This is a genomic window from Bradyrhizobium diazoefficiens, from assembly GCF_016616235.1.
Lineage (GTDB): Bacteria > Pseudomonadota > Alphaproteobacteria > Rhizobiales > Xanthobacteraceae > Bradyrhizobium > Bradyrhizobium diazoefficiens_H.
Genome location: NZ_CP067100.1, coordinates 6204426 through 6219253, shown reverse-complemented (window position 1 = coordinate 6219253; position 14828 = coordinate 6204426). Strand labels below are relative to the sequence as shown.

Sequence of the window (14828 nt, the reverse complement as noted above, 5' to 3'; positions counted from 1 at the left end):
GCGCGGTGTCATCGCCCGCGAAGGCGGGCGATCCAGTACTCCGCGGCCGAAATTGCCTGAACTCATGTCTACCGCGGAGTACTGGATTCCCCGCTTTCGCGGGGAATGACCGCAGAGTTAAATATGTATACATCGAGCCCGGAAAAGGTATTAAAATAGGGTAATCTCGCGCTTGAATGCTCCGCTGTTCGCCGTTATTGTATACATAACGCATACAAAGCATTTGGGAGAGCGCCCCATGACCAAACCCTTCCCCATGAACGCCTGGTACGCCGCGGCCTGGGACGCGGAGGTGAAGCCGGCGCTGCTGCCGCGGACGATCTGCGGCAAGCATGTCGTGATGTACCGCAAGGCCGACGGCTCCGTCGCCGCGCTGGAGGATGCCTGCTGGCACCGCCTGGTGCCGCTGTCCAAGGGCCGGCTCGAAGGCGACACCGTCGTGTGCGGCTATCACGGCCTCAAATACAACGCGCAGGGCCGCTGCACCTTCATGCCCTCGCAGGAGACCATCAACCCCTCGGCCTGCGTGCGCGCCTATCCCGTGGTCGAGCGCCACCGCTACATCTGGCTCTGGATGGGCGATCCCGCGCTGGCCGATCCCGCGCTGGTCCCGGACATGCACTGGAATCACGATCCGGCCTGGGCCGGCGACGGCAAGACTATCCGCGTCAATTGCGACTACCGCCTCGTGCTCGACAATCTCATGGACCTCACCCACGAGACCTTCGTGCACGGCTCCTCGATCGGCAATGACGCGGTGGCGGAAGCTCCGTTCGACGTCACCCATGGCGAGAAGACGGTGACGGTGACGCGCTGGATGCGCGGCATCGAGGCGCCGCCGTTCTGGGCCAAGCAGCTCGGCAAGCCCGGCCTGGTCGACCGCTGGCAGATCATCCGGTTCGAGGCCCCGTGCACCATCGCCATCGATGTCGGCGTGGCGCCGACTGGCACCGGCGCGCCGGAAGGCGACCGCTCGCAGGGCGTCAACGGCTTCGTGCTCAACACCATCACGCCGGAGACCGAGAAGACCTGCCATTATTTCTGGGCCTTCGTCCGCAACTACCAGCTCGGTGAGCAGCGCATCACCACGGAGATCCGCGAGGGCGTCTCCGGCATCTTCCGCGAGGACGAGCTGATCCTCGAGGCGCAGCAGCGCGCGATGGACGAGAATCCGGATCGCGTCTTCTACAACCTCAACATCGACGCCGGCGCGATGTGGACGCGCAAGCTGATCGACAAGATGGTGGCGAAGGAGAACGCGCCGCAGCAGCTCCAGGCCGCGGAGTAGCTGGCATGGCCGAGCGCGAGGTCGACCGCTCCGTCTCGCAGACCGTGAAGGCGCAGCTCGCGCTGCGCGACCAGATCCTGTCTGGCGCCTTGCGTCCGGGCGAGCGCATCTCCGAGCTTCAGGCGGTCGAGACAACAGGCGCCTCGCGCACGCCGGTGCGCATGGCGCTGGTGCGGCTGGAGGAGGAGGGCCTGCTCGAGGCGATCCCTTCCGGCGGCTTCATGGTGAAGGCGTTCTCCGAGCGCGATATTTCAGACTCCATCGAGCTGCGCGGCACGCTGGAAGGTCTCGCCGCCCGCTTTGCGGCCGAGCGCGGCGTCTCCGCGCGCGAGCTCGAGCCGCTCAAGGAGTGCCTGGCTGCGATCGACGAATTGCTGCGCCAGGTGCCGATCTCGGTCGATGCCTTCTCGTCCTATGTCGCCCTGAACGCGCGCTTCCATGCCTTGCTCACCGAACTCTCGCGCAGCCCGCCGCTGATCCGGCAGATCGACCGCGCCTCGGCGCTGCCGTTCGCCTCGCCCAGCGGCTTCGTGATGGCGCAGTCGGCGCTGCCGGAGGCGCAGCAGATCCTGATCATCGCCCAGGAGCACCACCGCGTCGTGATCGACGCGATCGAGAACCGCGAAGGCGCGCGCGCGGAGGCGGCGATGCGCGAGCATGCACGGCTTGCAGTGCGCAATTTGCGGCTCGCGCTCAGAAACCGCACGCATCTCGACCTCCTGCCGGCGCTCGCGCTGATCAAATCCGCAACCGATTGAGGCTAGCCGCCATGCGCTTCGTTGAGACCTGGATTCCGGCCACGCTCGTTGAGACGCGCGATCTCGCCCCCGGCATCCGCGAATTCCTGATCCGCCCCGATCTGTTCGACGGCGCCGCCTATCCAGTCGGCAGCCATATCAATGTCAGCGTGGCCATCGACGGCCTGCCGGAGACGCGGTCCTACTCGCTGGTCGGCGAAGCCTCGCCGCGCGGCTTCAAGATTGCGGTGCGCCGCGCCGAGGACTCCCGCGGCGGCTCGCGCTACATGTGGTCGTTGCAGCCGGGTGCGCGGCTCGACATCAGCAAGCCGTCGTCGCTGCTCGCGGTCGACTGGACGCGTCAAAACTATTGCCTGATCGCCGGCGGCATCGGCATCACCCCGATCCTCGGCGCCGCGCAGGCGCTGGCGCGGCGCGGCGCCGACGTCACGCTGCACTATTCCGTGCGCTCGCGCAGCGAGGCCGCTTATCTCGACGATCTCGCCACGATCCTCGACGATCGTCTGGTCGTTCATGCCAGCGACGAAGGCAAGCGGCTCGATCTCGACGCGTTGTTCGCCTCGCTGCCGAACGGCGCAATCGCGCTGTTCTGCGGCCCGATGCGGATGCTCGATGCCGCGCGCCACGCCTGGATCGGCGCCGGCCATCCGCTCCCCGATCTCCGTTACGAGACCTTTGGCTCCAGCGGCACGCTGCCGACCGAGAGCTTCCGTGTGCGGTTAAAGGATACGGATATTGAGCTCGAGATCCCGCGCGAGCGCTCGATGCTGGATGTGCTCAACGCCAGCGGCCATGATGTCATGTACGATTGCAAGCGCGGCGAATGCGGTCTCTGCGCCATCGACGTGGTTGCCGTCGACGGCGAGATCGACCACCGCGACGTCTTCTTCAGCGACCACCAGAAGCAAGAGAACCGGAAGATCTGCGCCTGCGTCTCGCGTGCGCGCGGCACCATCACCGTGGACACGCTGCTGCGTGCGGATGCGGTCTGAGCGGGCCTGGAGCGGACTATCCGCTCTCTCTATCAGGAGCGGCCCGGCTCGGTTTGTCCGAGCGGTTATCGTGGAGAGGGGAGGCTGCGATTGACCGCCCCGCCACGGACGGGTTCGAGCGTGCCTGCTCGCAAGGCGGCCCGCCTCTCGACAACTGCGTGATTGAACAGCTCGAGCACCAGAGCAAAGGCGGCCAGTTCCTCTTCCTCGATGGCGCCGTCATCGTAGCATTCGAGGGCTTGACCGATGATGGCATCGACTTCGCGTTGCATCGCGAAAAGTTTCTGGTCGGATTCCGCGGTGCGTACCCCGGCGACCATAGCCATGATTCTGTGGCGATGCCCGGTGTTTTCGTCCCTATCATCCCGATTCAAATAATGGCGCACCCAGGCGCCCGCCGAACCGATGCCGGAGAGCAGCAGGAGCGCAAACCAGAAGTAATCGCCGTACCTGTCGAGGAAGGTGCGTTCAGTGCCTTCAATGACGGCGGCCGCTCCGCGATGCACCTGTAGCTCGGCGTCCCGTTCTGTGTCAGGTTTGGTGATGTGCGCAGCGCCCGGCGCCTGGCGGGCAATCACCTGACGGACGGCGAACAGCTGCCGGAAAAATGCCGCGACCGTGGTTTCAGACAAGGCCTTTTGCGCCACGATGAAGTGGCTGACGCTGATCGTCTCGACCTTGTCATCCGGCCAAGCCGGCTCCGCATTGAATACGCTGGGTGGAATTTCCTCGGACTCATAACGCGGGTGCTTCAGGGCGATCGCCTCTGACGCCTCGATCGCGAGAAACTTCGGCTTGCCTCGCGCCCTCGCCGTCGCCGCGATGGCACTGGAGGTAATTTTGCTGTCGAGCGGACCGACCGCCATGAATGCATCAAGGGTTGGGTCGCGCGCCAGCTCCTCGATCTGATCCGTGCCGAAGTGCGTCACCGCGACCTTGTCCGCCTCCACGCCGGAGGCGCTCAGGATGACCTTCAGCACTGCGGCGTTCGCCGGCGTCCGGCCGATCACGCCGACCTTGTGCCCTGCGAGATCGGAGATCTCCTTGATCGTCGCCGCCGGCCTTTTTTTGGAGCTCCTGCCCGCGCGTGCGGAAGGCGACCAGAGCACGACGAAGTTCTTGCGCAGGACCGCCACGGCTTGGGCATCGGCAGGCATCTCCAGATCGCCGCGACCGACCGCAAGTTGGGCTTTGCCGGAACCGAGCAGAGCGAGAGCTTCGGCCGCACCGCCGGTGGTGATCACAGACAGCCTCATTGTCCTGCTTTCGCTCGCGAAAGCCCCGGCGGCCGCCTGTATCACCTTGTGATCATCGCTGCCGTCCGGCCCGACGGCAATCCGAAGCGTGACGGGCCGCAATACATAGAACAGGGCGCCCGCTGCGGCGCAAAAAACAAGAAATCCGACCGCCAGGATCAGTAGTAAAGTATGGCTTCTTCTGCGCCGTCGGCGGGCTGCGTCACTGGCCGCACTTGTATCATCGGACGAGGACATTTCCGCTCCAGTCCGAGATCAAGAGCTTTGGGCGTTCCGTGTTCCAGGACAAGTTTCGGAGCGGCGGACGTCGCGCAGGAACCAACTTTATCACGCAAAGCCCGAGTGCGATCGCCAGATGTTTGCTTCGGGAGAATCAGCCCCGCTGGGGAACGGGTGTCCGGACGAGGTTGTCGACGATGCCGGAGCCCTCATCCACGAGCTGTTGGCCGCTCACCCAGACATCGTGGCCTGAGATTTTCTTGCGCATCATCGTAAGCCATGCCGCGCTGACGCCGCGGATGCCGATGTCGTTGCGGAACAGATCCTCGGTGGCTTGCGCCTCGATTGTCTCGATTGTCTTGACGGCCTGTGAGAGGAAATCCTGGTCGGATGCGCTGAGCTCCTGCCGCTTGATGATGTCCCTAGTGCGGATGTTCAGGCTAGCCTGGTGAAACATGAAGTAGGCTTCGGGATCGGCCATGCGCCTCGTGCCTGCGAGAAAGATCGGAACGCACATCGAGGCGCAGACGCCGGCCTTCTGGACCAGCGTGTCGATCGCGCGATCGCGCCCGCGTATCGTGGCGACGACCTTGCGCCCATGTTCGATCGAGCCGCCCGGCGAGTTGAGGATGAGGACGAGCCGGCGTCGATCGGCCTTGTAACGATCCAACGCTGCAGCGACACGCTCGCTCATCGGCTCCTGCACGGGGCCGCTCCAGCCGAGCACGATGCGGTCCGGCTCCTCGCTGATCGACAAGGTCTGCCGGGATGCCACATCGCCGGATTTGGACGGCAATTGGAAGAAGCCCCAGAAGAGCAGGATGCCGCCGATCCAGCAAAGCACCTTGAACACCGTCACGGCCGGCTATCCCGATCTGGCGGGGGAGGACACCTGCGATTGTGCCCGTGGCCCACCGTCAATTGAGTGATCTCCAGAACAGCAACAGCGAACCGGCATCGAACAGGGCCAAGATGACCGCTCCGAGAATGAACGACAGCGTGCGGTTCCAAAGCTTCGTTTCGGCCGTGTAGAAGATCGAGACGGCGTCGCGATCCGCCGTCGAGCGCACCGGCACGAGAGCCTCTCCGCCACCACTGGAAAACAGCATGAAGAATCCATGGGCGATCGGTGCCTGATCGGGTCTGGCGACTGATTTGATCTTGACGGTGCAGAAGGTGATCACGAAGTTCGTGCGTTCGCACTTACCATCGGTGGCTTGCAAGTCATACGCCGGTTGCCAGGTCCCTTTCAGACGATGGTCGCGCAGGAGGTCCGGGCCGTAGGTCACAAAATGTGCGTAGAGCAGCGCGCTGCAAGCCAGCAGCATGAGAAACCAGCGGATCGGGCTGCCGGTCGCCCCGGCCGTCCCGATGACAGCCTGGCTTCTGGCGACGGTCATGTCGGCGTTGAGCGCTTGCGTAGCGGCACCAACTCCGGATTGACGCTTGCCGAATGTCATCGCGACGACTCCTGACACCCAAGTGCTGACATCCAAGTGCTGACGACAGGTCGTCTGCTACTTAAAGGCGAGCCCCATAAGGGTAAGCTAACAAGCCTCGGCAAATTATCGCGATTCAGGCATCGTTAACTTCAGGCGTCCCTGAGTGACCGCTCCAGGCCGCGTAAACCGCCCAAATCGTCCAGCAGCTTCAGCAGGCCGGCGGTCTAGACATCAAGCCAGGCGATGACACACCGTGTCGGAGGGGCGATATCACCGCCCTAATTGCTTGGGATCGTAATAGAACCGCTCCTCGCTCAGCTGGTCGCCCCGCCAGGTCTGCCATGCGATCTCGTCCAGGGTTCGCGTGACGCCTTCAGCATTGGTGAAGCTGAACATCCAGCGCGTCGCGACATGATCGCCCTGGATCAGGCTCGGCCCGACACGGATGGCCTTGACCTCCTTGAAGGCGGCCAGCACCCCGCGCTCCTTCGCGGCCAGCTTGTCCCGTCCGATCGTTGGCGCGGCGTTGTTCTCGTAAGTGGCGGCATCGGGCGCATAGAATTGCTCGATCGCCCCGACGAAATCCCCATCCTCCAGGCGCTTGGCAAAGGCTTCCACGATGTCACGGCTCGGCATGGCAAACCTCACGATCAAAACCGACTGCTGGTCGGTAAATACCGACCCGTGGTCGAGAAGTCAACTGGTTGGCGGCGCTCGATTCGACTAGATATGAGGGATGGCAAAGCAGGCGGAGCGGCGGGCGGCGACGACGGAGGCGATCCTGACGGCGGCGCGCCGGCTGTTCGGAACGCAAGGTTTCGCCGCCACCACTATGGACGAGATCGCGTCAGATGCCGGCGTCGCCAAGGGCGCGGTCTATCATCACTTTAAGACCAAAGAGGCGGTGTTCGAAGCGGTGTTCGATTCTGTCTCGCGCGACCTCGTCGCCGAAATCGACAGCGCAGCGCGGGCCGAGAAGGACGTGCTCGCCGCGATGGTGGCCGGCACCCAGCATTATTTTGCCGCGACCGCCAAGGGCCCGACCGGTCAGATCATCCTGCGCGACGGCCCCGCCGTGCTCGGCTGGGAGCGCTGGCGCGAGATCGACGCGCAGCACTTTGGCGGCAAGATGCCGCGTGCACTCGCGATGGCGATGGAGGCCGGCCTGATCGCGCGGCAGCCGGTCGAGCCGTTGGCGCGGCTGCTGCTCGGCGCGGTGACCGAGGCTGCGGTCGCCTGCGCCGGACGCGCCGATATCGCAAGGGCGGGCGCGGAATATGCCCGTGCGTTCAAGTCGCTGGTCGAGGCGCTGCGCCTCGAGCCATGATTGTGCTAAGTCGCAACGCTGGAAACGCCCACACCAACAAAAAGAACAGCAGCGCATGAACGCAAATTCCGCCCTCGCACCGTCAGATCCCGAATTCGACTACGTCATCGTCGGCGCCGGCTCGGCCGGCTGCGTCCTTGCCAACCGCCTGTCGGCGAATGGCAGGCACAGCGTGCTGCTGCTCGAGGCCGGCCCAAAGGACTCCAACATCTGGATTCATGTGCCGCTCGGTTACGGCAAGCTGTTCAAGGAGAAGACGGTCAACTGGATGTACCAGACCGAGCCGGAGCCCGAGCTGAAGGGACGGCAAGTATTCCAGCCGCGCGGAAAAACGCTGGGCGGATCTAGCTCGATCAACGGCCTGCTCTATGTCCGCGGCCAGCATGAGGATTACGACCGCTGGCGCCAGCTCGGCAACACCGGCTGGGGCTATGACGACGTGCTGCCTTACTTCAAGAAGGCCGAGAACCAGGTGCGCGGCGCCGATCAATATCACGGCACCGGCGGTCCGCTGCCGGTCTCCAACATGATCGTGACCGATCCGCTGTCGAAGGCGTTCATCGACGCCGCGGTCGAGACCGGTCTGCCCTACAATCCCGATTTCAACGGCGCCACGCAGGAAGGCGTCGGCCTGTTCCAGACCACGACGCGCAACGGCCGCCGCGCTTCGACGTCGGTCGCCTATCTCGGACCCGCGAAGACGCGCGGCAATCTCAAGATCGAGACCTCCGCACACGCTCATCGCATCCTGTTCGAGGGCCGCCGCGCGGTCGGCGTCGAGTACCGAGAGGGCGCAGTTATGCGCCGCGCGCGTGCGCGGAAAGAAGTCGTGCTGTCGAGCGGCGCCTACAATTCGCCTCAGCTCTTGCAGCTCTCCGGCGTCGGTCCCGCCGATCTCCTGCGCAAGCACGGCATCGAAATCGTGCTGGATGCGCAAGGTGTCGGCCACGATCTCCAGGACCACATGCAGGTCCGCATCGTGATGCGCTGCTCGCAGAAGATCACGCTTAACGATACCATCAATCATCCGCTCCGCCGCACGCTCGCCGGCGCCCGCTACGCGCTGTTCCGCAAGGGCTGGCTGACGATCGCGGCCGGCACAGCGGGCGCGTTCTTCAAGACCAATCCGCGGCTGGCCTCGCCCGATATTCAAGTGCACTTCCTGCCGTTCTCAACCGACAAGATGGGCGAGAGGCTGCATGATTTTTCCGGCTTCACCGCGTCGGTGTGCCAGCTCCGTCCCGAAAGCCGCGGCAGCTTGCGCATCAAAAGCGCCGACCCGACCGTGCCGCCGGAAATCCGCATCAACTACATGTCCACGGAGACCGACCGGACCACCAATGTCGAGGGCATCAAGATCCTGCGCAAGATATTGAACGCGCCGGCGATGAAGCCGTTCGTGGTCAGTGAGTACGATCCCGGCGCGAAGGTATCCACGGATGCCGAGATCCTGGATTATTGCCGCGAGCGCGGCAGCACCATCTACCATCCGACCTCGACGTGCCGTATGGGCAACGACGCGCTCGCGGTGGTGGACCAGCGGCTGAAGGTGAGGGGGCTCGAGGCCCTGCGCGTCGTCGATGGCTCGATCATGCCGGACCTCGTCTCGGGGAATACGAACGCGCCGATCATCATGATCGCCGAGAAGGCATCCGATATGATATTGCGGGATGCGCGGTAGAGCATGATCCGGACCCGGAGGGCCGCGTTAGCGCAAAGTGGGAACCGGTTTTCCGACAAAGATCATGCTCAAACAAAGCGCCGCGCTTCGAAAGGACCAGGATTTGGCTACGCGATTCAGGATCGGCACCCGCAAGAGCGCGATGGCGCTGGCACAGACGGACGAGATTGCGCGCCGCCTGACCGCCGCCATGCCCGATCTCGATGTCGAGATCGTCAAGTTCGACACCACGGGCGATCTCGACCAGACCAGCAAGCTGTTGCCGCATGGCGGCAAAGGCGGCGCCTTCGTGACGCAGATCCGCGCCGCCGTGCTGTCAGGCGAATTGCGGGCCGCGATGCATTCGCTGAAGGACATGCCGGGCAACGAGGATACGCCCGGCCTCGTCATCGGCGCCACGCTGTCGCGCGATCCGCCCGGCGACGCGCTGGTGCTGCGCGATGGTCTTTCGCTGGAAGCGTTTCGGCAAGCGCGCGGCCGAGGCTTCAAGATCGGCACCAATGCCGTGCGGCGTGCGGCCTACGCGCGCCGGCTGTTTCCGGAAGCCGAGATCATTCATTTCCGCGGCGCCGCCGATACGCGGGTGCGCAAGCTCGACAACAGGACGAAGCAGCGTCTGCCTGATGGCGGCGAGGTGGGACCGGCCGATGCGCTGATCATGGCACGCTCCGGCCTCGATCGCGTCGGCCTGTCCCATCGCATCGCCTACGAGTTTTCGGCCGCGGAGATGCTGCCCGCAGCAGGGCAGGGCATCGTCGCCGTCGAATGCGCGGCGCAGGACTGGGAGACGCGGCAAATCCTCGCATCGATCGACGATCCCGCCGCGCATGCCTCGGCCGATGCCGAACGCGAGGTGTTGTGGGTGCTTAACGGGCACTGCAATTCACCGGTGGCCGCCTTCTCAACCATCGCGGGCGATCAGATGTCGCTCACCGCATCCGTACTCGACCTCTCCGGCAACACCATCATCGAAGCCTCGCGCGCAGGCCCCGCCAATCGTCCGCGTGAGCTCGGCCGTGCGGTGGGGCTGGATCTGCTGGCGAAGGGCGCCGCCGAGATCATCGAGCGCAGCCGGCCGCGCTAGACTCTCGGCAAAATGGCCGCTCGGGCGATCATGGCATCATGCGCCTGTTTTGCCCGACGCGTCAAGTGATATTCGGAAACGACGAATAATCACGTCGGGCGAAATGCCTCAATGTTTTGTACTGTGCATGGGGTTGTTTTCGCGGTTTTTGTTTTTGCCCCTTGGGCCAGCGAAAATTTTACCCCCGCACGCGCCTCAGCATCTGCTCGACATGGGCGATCGGCGTTTCCGGCTGGATGCCGTGGCCGAGATTGAAGATGAAGCGGCCGGCAGCAAAGTTCGCCAGCACGTTGTCCACGGCGCGGTCGAGCGCATCGCCCCCCGTGATCAGCACCAGCGGATCGAGATTGCCCTGCACGGCGACCTTGCTCTGCACCCGCTCGCGGATGAAGGCGGGCTCTGCGGTCCAGTCGATGCTGACGGCATTCACTCCGGTCGAATCGACGTAACCAGGCAATTGCGCGCCGGCCCCGCGCGGAAAACCGATGATCCTGGCATCCGGTGCTTTTGCGCGCACGCCTTCGACGATGCGCCGCGTCGGCTCGACCGACCAGCGCACGAATTCGGCGGGCGGCAGCACGCCGGCCCAGGTGTCGAAGATCTGCAGCGCATTGGCGCCGGCCTCTAACTGCGCCAGCAGGTACGCGATCGAGTTCTCGACCAGGACCTCGATGATTTTTGCAAACGCCTCGGGATGCCGGTAGGCCATCATCCGCGCCGGTGCCTGGTCGGGCGTGCCGTGGCCCGCGACCATGTAGGTCGCAACCGTCCAAGGCGCGCCGCAGAAGCCGATCAGCGCGATCTTGGGATCGAGCGCGCCGCGCACCATCCGCAGTGCCTCGAACACCGGTTCGAGCTTGCCGAAGTCAGCCTGGGCGGCCAGCGTGGCAACCTTCGCCGGATCATCCAGCGGCTCCAGCCGCGGACCCTCGCCGATCTCGAAGCGCACGAAGCGGCCGAGCGCGTGGGGGATCACGAGGATGTCGGAGAAGATGATCGCTGCGTCGAAGCCGAACCTGCGGATCGGTTGCAGCGTGACTTCGGCGGCAAGCTCCGGGTTGAAGCAGAGATCGAGGAAGCCGCCGGCCTTGGCGCGCACCTCGCGATATTCCGGCAGATAACGGCCGGCCTGCCGCATCATCCACATGGGCGGGATGGTCTGGCGGTGGCCGGAGAGCACGTCGATGAAAGGTTTCGTCGCAGACTGGGGCACGAATGGTCCTGAAGCAGGTTATCGCCCCCTGATACACCGCCGCGGCTCCCAGCGGAACAGGGGAACCAGCGCAATCGGGCCGCGTTGACCGCAATGGAGGAGATCATGGCTGAGAGATTCAATCCCGCGCCGCACGACAAGCATGCCGACGACCTGCGCGAGGCGCTCGCCGCCGATCGTCATGCCAAGCTCGATACTGGTCTCGAAGACACCTTCCCGGCATCCGACCCCGTCAGCGCCGCGCAGCCGACGCCCTCGAAGGCCGATGCGGACGCTGACAATCCTTCGCTTTGGGACAAGGTTAAGGCGATCTTCAGCTAGCCGGAAGGCGCGCCGGATTCCGATAGGTTCGCTAATGCCTTGTTAGCGATGCGCTGATCTCTGCGTCCGTACGAGTACGGAAAACGGGGGATCGGGCGGCGTATTCCGGCAATCGCTTCAGAGTTCACTAACAGTGAAGCGGCAGAGGTTCCGAAACGATCGGAGACCACTGCCGCATGAACGCTGTCGCCCAACGAGCCGGATGGAGCCGCCTGCCGCTGCGCGCGGCGGCGTTCGTCGTGCTGACCTGCGCGACCATTCTCGGCGTCTGCGGCTGGCGCGAATGGGCCGCGCGCGATGCCGTGCTCAAGAGCGCCGAGACCGAGATGGCGAATGTCGCGCGCTCGCTGACCCAGCATGCCGAGGACAGCCTCGATCTGCTCGATACCGGCGTCGTCGGCGTCGTCAGCCGGCTGGAGATGGACGGCACCGAGCCGGCCACCATCGCCAAGCTCAGAAACCTCATGGAGACGCGCAAGAAGGCGATGGAGCGCGTGCACAGCTTCGCGATCATCGACGACCAGGGCAAGTGGCTGACCGCGCCCGGCACGATCGCCTCGACGCTCAGCGACGATGCGTTCTTCCGCCATCACCAGCTCTCGCCGAAGCGCGAGCCCTTTCTCGGCCACCCGGTGAAGAGCCAGCTGGACGGCGAATGGGTCGTCACCCTGTCGCGCCGCTTCAACAAGCCGGATGGCAGCTTTGGCGGCGTCGTGCTCGCGACCATCAGCTCCCGGTATCTGTCGCACTTCTACGAGCAGTTCGAGATCGGCCGTAACAGCTCCGTGGCGTTGATGCATGGCGAAGGCACGATCATCGCGCGCAACCCGAGCAATGAAAAGTTCACCGGCCGTAGCGTCGGCGACGCCCCTCTGTTCCGCGACGCCAGCCTGCAACGGCCGGCCGGCGCCTATCATTTCAAGTCGCCGCTGGACGGCGCCGAGCGCGTCAGCTTCTTCAAGCGCAGCGGCCGTTACCCGCTCGTCCTGCTCGCGACCGTCGACAAGGACGAGCTGCTGGCGCCCTGGCGCGCGGCGGCGATCTCCCGCATGCTCTACGTGCTCGCGCTGGTCATGCTGATCGCGATCATCGGCGCGGTGCTGGTGCGGCAGTTGCAGCGCGGCCAGAGCATGGCCGCCGCCCTGGTCGAGAAGGAAGCCCATTTCCGCCTGTTGGCCGAAGGCTCCAGCGACATGGTGACCAGTATCGGGCTCGACGAGCGGCTGCGCTACGTCTCTCCCTCCTCGGCCCGCGTGGTCGGCTGGCGCCCCGGCCAGCTGATCGGCACGCCAGCGCTCGCCGGCATCCATGCCGACGACCTGCCGCAGGTCCAGGCCCTCGTCGATGCCATGAAGCGCGGCGAGAGGGAGGAGGCGCGGGTCACCTATCGCAACTCGCACCGGGGGAATGGAGAAGTCTGGCTCGAATCGACCATGCGGGTGACGCGCAAGGACAACGGCCGCGTCAATGGCGTGGTCGCGATCTCGCGCGACATCACCGAGCAGAAGAAGCTGGAGACCAGGCTGGAGACCCTCGCGATCGAGGACAGCCTGACCGGGCTGGCCAACCGCCGTCGCTTCGACGAACGGCTCAGGGAGGAATGGGCGCGCGCCTATCGCGACCGCTCCACCCTCGCGCTGCTGATGATCGACGTCGACCACTTCAAGGCCTACAACGACGAATACGGCCATCCTGCGGGCGACGCCTGCCTGCGCGTGGTGGCGCAAGTCATTGCCGCCGAGATGAAGCGTCCCGGCGATCTCGCCGCGCGCTACGGCGGCGAGGAATTCACCATGCTCTTGCCGAACACCGATGCCGCCGGATGCGCCCGCATCGGCGAGCGGATCCGGAAAGCCATCCGCGGGGCGGGCCTCGTCCACGGCAGCAATGGCACCTCCGGCTGTGTCACCGCTTCGCTCGGCGGCGCGGCCTGCCGTCCATCCCTCGAGCGCACTGCTGGCGTCGCCACGCTGATCGAGGCTGCCGACCAGGCCCTCTATGCGGCGAAGCAGGCCGGACGCGATCGCCTGATGATGTCGGTCGAAGTGGCGAACCTGCCGCGAGTCGCGGGCCTGTAATATCGCTCAATAATGCGGCGGGCGCTCGTTGGCGGAGCCCGGTGCATTCGCTTCGGCGTCCTGGAGCCGCTCCCCGAGCTCTGCGATCTTCCGCGTTAACGCGTCGATGTGCTTCCATTGCGCGGTGATGGTCTGGTTCAGCGTCTCGATGGTGTCGTCCTGATAGGCGATGCGCATTTCCAGTGCGTCGATGCGCTCGCTAAGCGTCTTGATCTCATTCGTCACGGCCGTACCCCTTGTCCCGTTCGCGCAAGCCATGACCGAGCGCGACGCGCTCGTCGAACACAAAACATTCGCCGCGCCAGCGGCTCTGCGCCTCCGGCACCTCTTCCAGATATTTCAGGATGCCGCCCTTGAGATGAAAGACCTCGGCAAAGCCGCGCGCGAGCAGATGCGCGCTCGCCTTCTCGCAGCGGATGCCGCCGGTACAGAACATCGCGATCCTGCGATGCTTTGTCGAATCGAGCTGCTCCGCGGCAAAATCCTTGAACTGGCCAAAGCTCCTGATGCCGGGATCGACCGCGCCCTCGAACGTCCCCATCGCGACCTCGAAGGCATTGCGGGTGTCGAGCACCAGCGTGTCGGGCGCCGCGATCAGCGCGTTCCATTCGCTCGCCTCGACATAGGTGCCGACCTGCCGGGTCGGATCGGCGGCCGCATCGCCAAGCGTGACGATCTCCTTCTTCAAGCGCACCTTGAGCCGGCCGAACGGAATCGCTTCCGCCGTCGAGCACTTCAGTTCGAGATTGTCCAGCCTGCCGCCGAACAGAGCACCGTGAGTGAGCTCATGGGCGAAGCGGTCGACCGCCTCGGGCGCGCCCGCGATCGTGCCGTTGATGCCCTCCCGCGCCAGCAGCACGCTGCCTTTCAGCGCAAGGCCGGCGCAGAACGCCCGCAGCGGCTCGCGCAGCTCGCGGTAATCGGGCAGGGCGGCGAATTGATAGAAGGCGCAGACCTTGTAAGTCATGTTCTCTGAAATCATGTCGGCTCGTTTAGCAGGCGGCCGCCGGCCCGAAAACCCACATGGCTGCGGGCGGCACGAAGTCTATACGCCCAGCGGATGGCTGCCATTTCCCTGGTATGCCAGCATTGCCCGGATGGGCCGGAATGTGTCATGTAGGCCCGGTTTTTCCGCGACTGCGCGATGCGCGCCCCAAGACTTAGCCTAG

Annotated in this window: 15 protein-coding genes; 8 read left to right on the top strand and 7 right to left on the bottom strand. The window is 64.8% G+C overall.

What is annotated here, in order from left to right; translation table 11 throughout:
- Positions 1–238 precede the first annotated feature (238 nt).
- The 3 genes from JJB99_RS29610 to JJB99_RS29600 are packed head-to-tail and all read left to right on the top strand — an operon-like array spanning position 239 to position 3038.
- Positions 239–1288 carry an aromatic ring-hydroxylating dioxygenase subunit alpha gene (locus JJB99_RS29610; RefSeq protein WP_200495766.1) on the top strand — a complete coding sequence of 350 codons (1050 nt, stop codon included), beginning with the start codon at positions 239–241 and terminating at the stop codon, positions 1286–1288.
- A gap of 5 nt (positions 1289–1293) precedes the next feature.
- Positions 1294–2046 (top strand): GntR family transcriptional regulator, encoded by a 753-nt coding sequence (locus JJB99_RS29605; protein ID WP_200495765.1) that lies wholly within the window; start codon positions 1294–1296, stop codon positions 2044–2046.
- Between the two features lie 11 nt (positions 2047–2057).
- On the top strand, positions 2058–3038 hold the full coding sequence (locus tag JJB99_RS29600; RefSeq protein ID WP_200495764.1) for a PDR/VanB family oxidoreductase: 981 nt from the start codon (positions 2058–2060) through the stop codon (positions 3036–3038).
- Positions 3039–3103: 65 nt separating this feature from the next.
- On the opposite strand, the gene JJB99_RS29595 is transcribed toward JJB99_RS29600, so the two are convergent.
- The 4 genes from JJB99_RS29595 to JJB99_RS29580 form a co-directional block, all read right to left on the bottom strand.
- The gene (locus tag JJB99_RS29595) at positions 3104–4531 is read right to left on the bottom strand and encodes a TAXI family TRAP transporter solute-binding subunit (protein ID WP_200495763.1); all 1428 of its coding nucleotides are present in this window, start codon (positions 4529–4531) and stop codon (positions 3104–3106) included.
- A gap of 136 nt (positions 4532–4667) precedes the next feature.
- Positions 4668–5372: an ATP-dependent Clp protease proteolytic subunit gene (locus JJB99_RS29590; RefSeq protein ID WP_200495762.1), complete on the bottom strand. Its 705-nt coding sequence runs from the start codon at positions 5370–5372 to the stop codon at positions 4668–4670.
- Positions 5373–5430: 58 nt separating this feature from the next.
- On the bottom strand, positions 5431–5973 hold the full coding sequence (locus JJB99_RS29585; protein ID WP_200495761.1) for a hypothetical protein: 543 nt from the start codon (positions 5971–5973) through the stop codon (positions 5431–5433).
- Positions 5974–6225: 252 nt separating this feature from the next.
- Positions 6226–6591: a nuclear transport factor 2 family protein gene (locus JJB99_RS29580; protein WP_200495760.1), complete on the bottom strand. Its 366-nt coding sequence runs from the start codon at positions 6589–6591 to the stop codon at positions 6226–6228.
- A 100-nt stretch (positions 6592–6691) separates the two neighbouring features.
- Here JJB99_RS29580 and JJB99_RS29575 point away from each other — a divergent pair, with 100 nt between their 5' ends.
- From JJB99_RS29575 to hemC, 3 genes are all read left to right on the top strand, one after another.
- A complete protein-coding gene (locus JJB99_RS29575; protein WP_200495759.1) occupies positions 6692–7282 on the top strand; it encodes a TetR/AcrR family transcriptional regulator in 591 nt (196 codons plus the stop codon).
- A gap of 55 nt (positions 7283–7337) precedes the next feature.
- Positions 7338–8963, top strand: coding sequence for a GMC family oxidoreductase (locus JJB99_RS29570; protein WP_200495758.1), 1626 nt, complete (start codon positions 7338–7340; stop codon positions 8961–8963).
- A 103-nt stretch (positions 8964–9066) separates the two neighbouring features.
- Complete coding sequence (gene hemC, locus JJB99_RS29565) at positions 9067–10047, top strand: hydroxymethylbilane synthase (RefSeq protein ID WP_200495757.1); 981 nt, start codon at positions 9067–9069, stop codon at positions 10045–10047.
- A gap of 178 nt (positions 10048–10225) precedes the next feature.
- On the opposite strand, the gene hemE is transcribed toward hemC, so the two are convergent.
- Positions 10226–11260: a uroporphyrinogen decarboxylase gene (gene hemE, locus JJB99_RS29560; protein ID WP_200495756.1), complete on the bottom strand. Its 1035-nt coding sequence runs from the start codon at positions 11258–11260 to the stop codon at positions 10226–10228.
- A gap of 105 nt (positions 11261–11365) precedes the next feature.
- Between hemE and JJB99_RS29555 the strand changes: the two genes are divergently transcribed.
- A complete protein-coding gene (locus tag JJB99_RS29555) occupies positions 11366–11581 on the top strand; it encodes a hypothetical protein (RefSeq protein WP_200495755.1) in 216 nt (71 codons plus the stop codon).
- 176 nt (positions 11582–11757) lie between these two features.
- Positions 11758–13659, top strand: coding sequence for a sensor domain-containing diguanylate cyclase (locus JJB99_RS29550; protein WP_200495754.1), 1902 nt, complete (start codon positions 11758–11760; stop codon positions 13657–13659).
- 6 nt (positions 13660–13665) lie between these two features.
- Here JJB99_RS29550 and JJB99_RS29545 read toward each other — a convergent pair whose 3' ends face one another.
- The gene (locus tag JJB99_RS29545) at positions 13666–13884 is read right to left on the bottom strand and encodes a SlyX family protein (protein WP_200495753.1); all 219 of its coding nucleotides are present in this window, start codon (positions 13882–13884) and stop codon (positions 13666–13668) included.
- Positions 13874–14626 carry a rhodanese-related sulfurtransferase gene (locus JJB99_RS29540; protein ID WP_200500352.1) on the bottom strand — a complete coding sequence of 251 codons (753 nt, stop codon included), beginning with the start codon at positions 14624–14626 and terminating at the stop codon, positions 13874–13876. Before JJB99_RS29540 ends, JJB99_RS29545 begins: the two co-directional genes overlap by 11 nt.
- Positions 14627–14828: the final 202 nt, after the last annotated feature.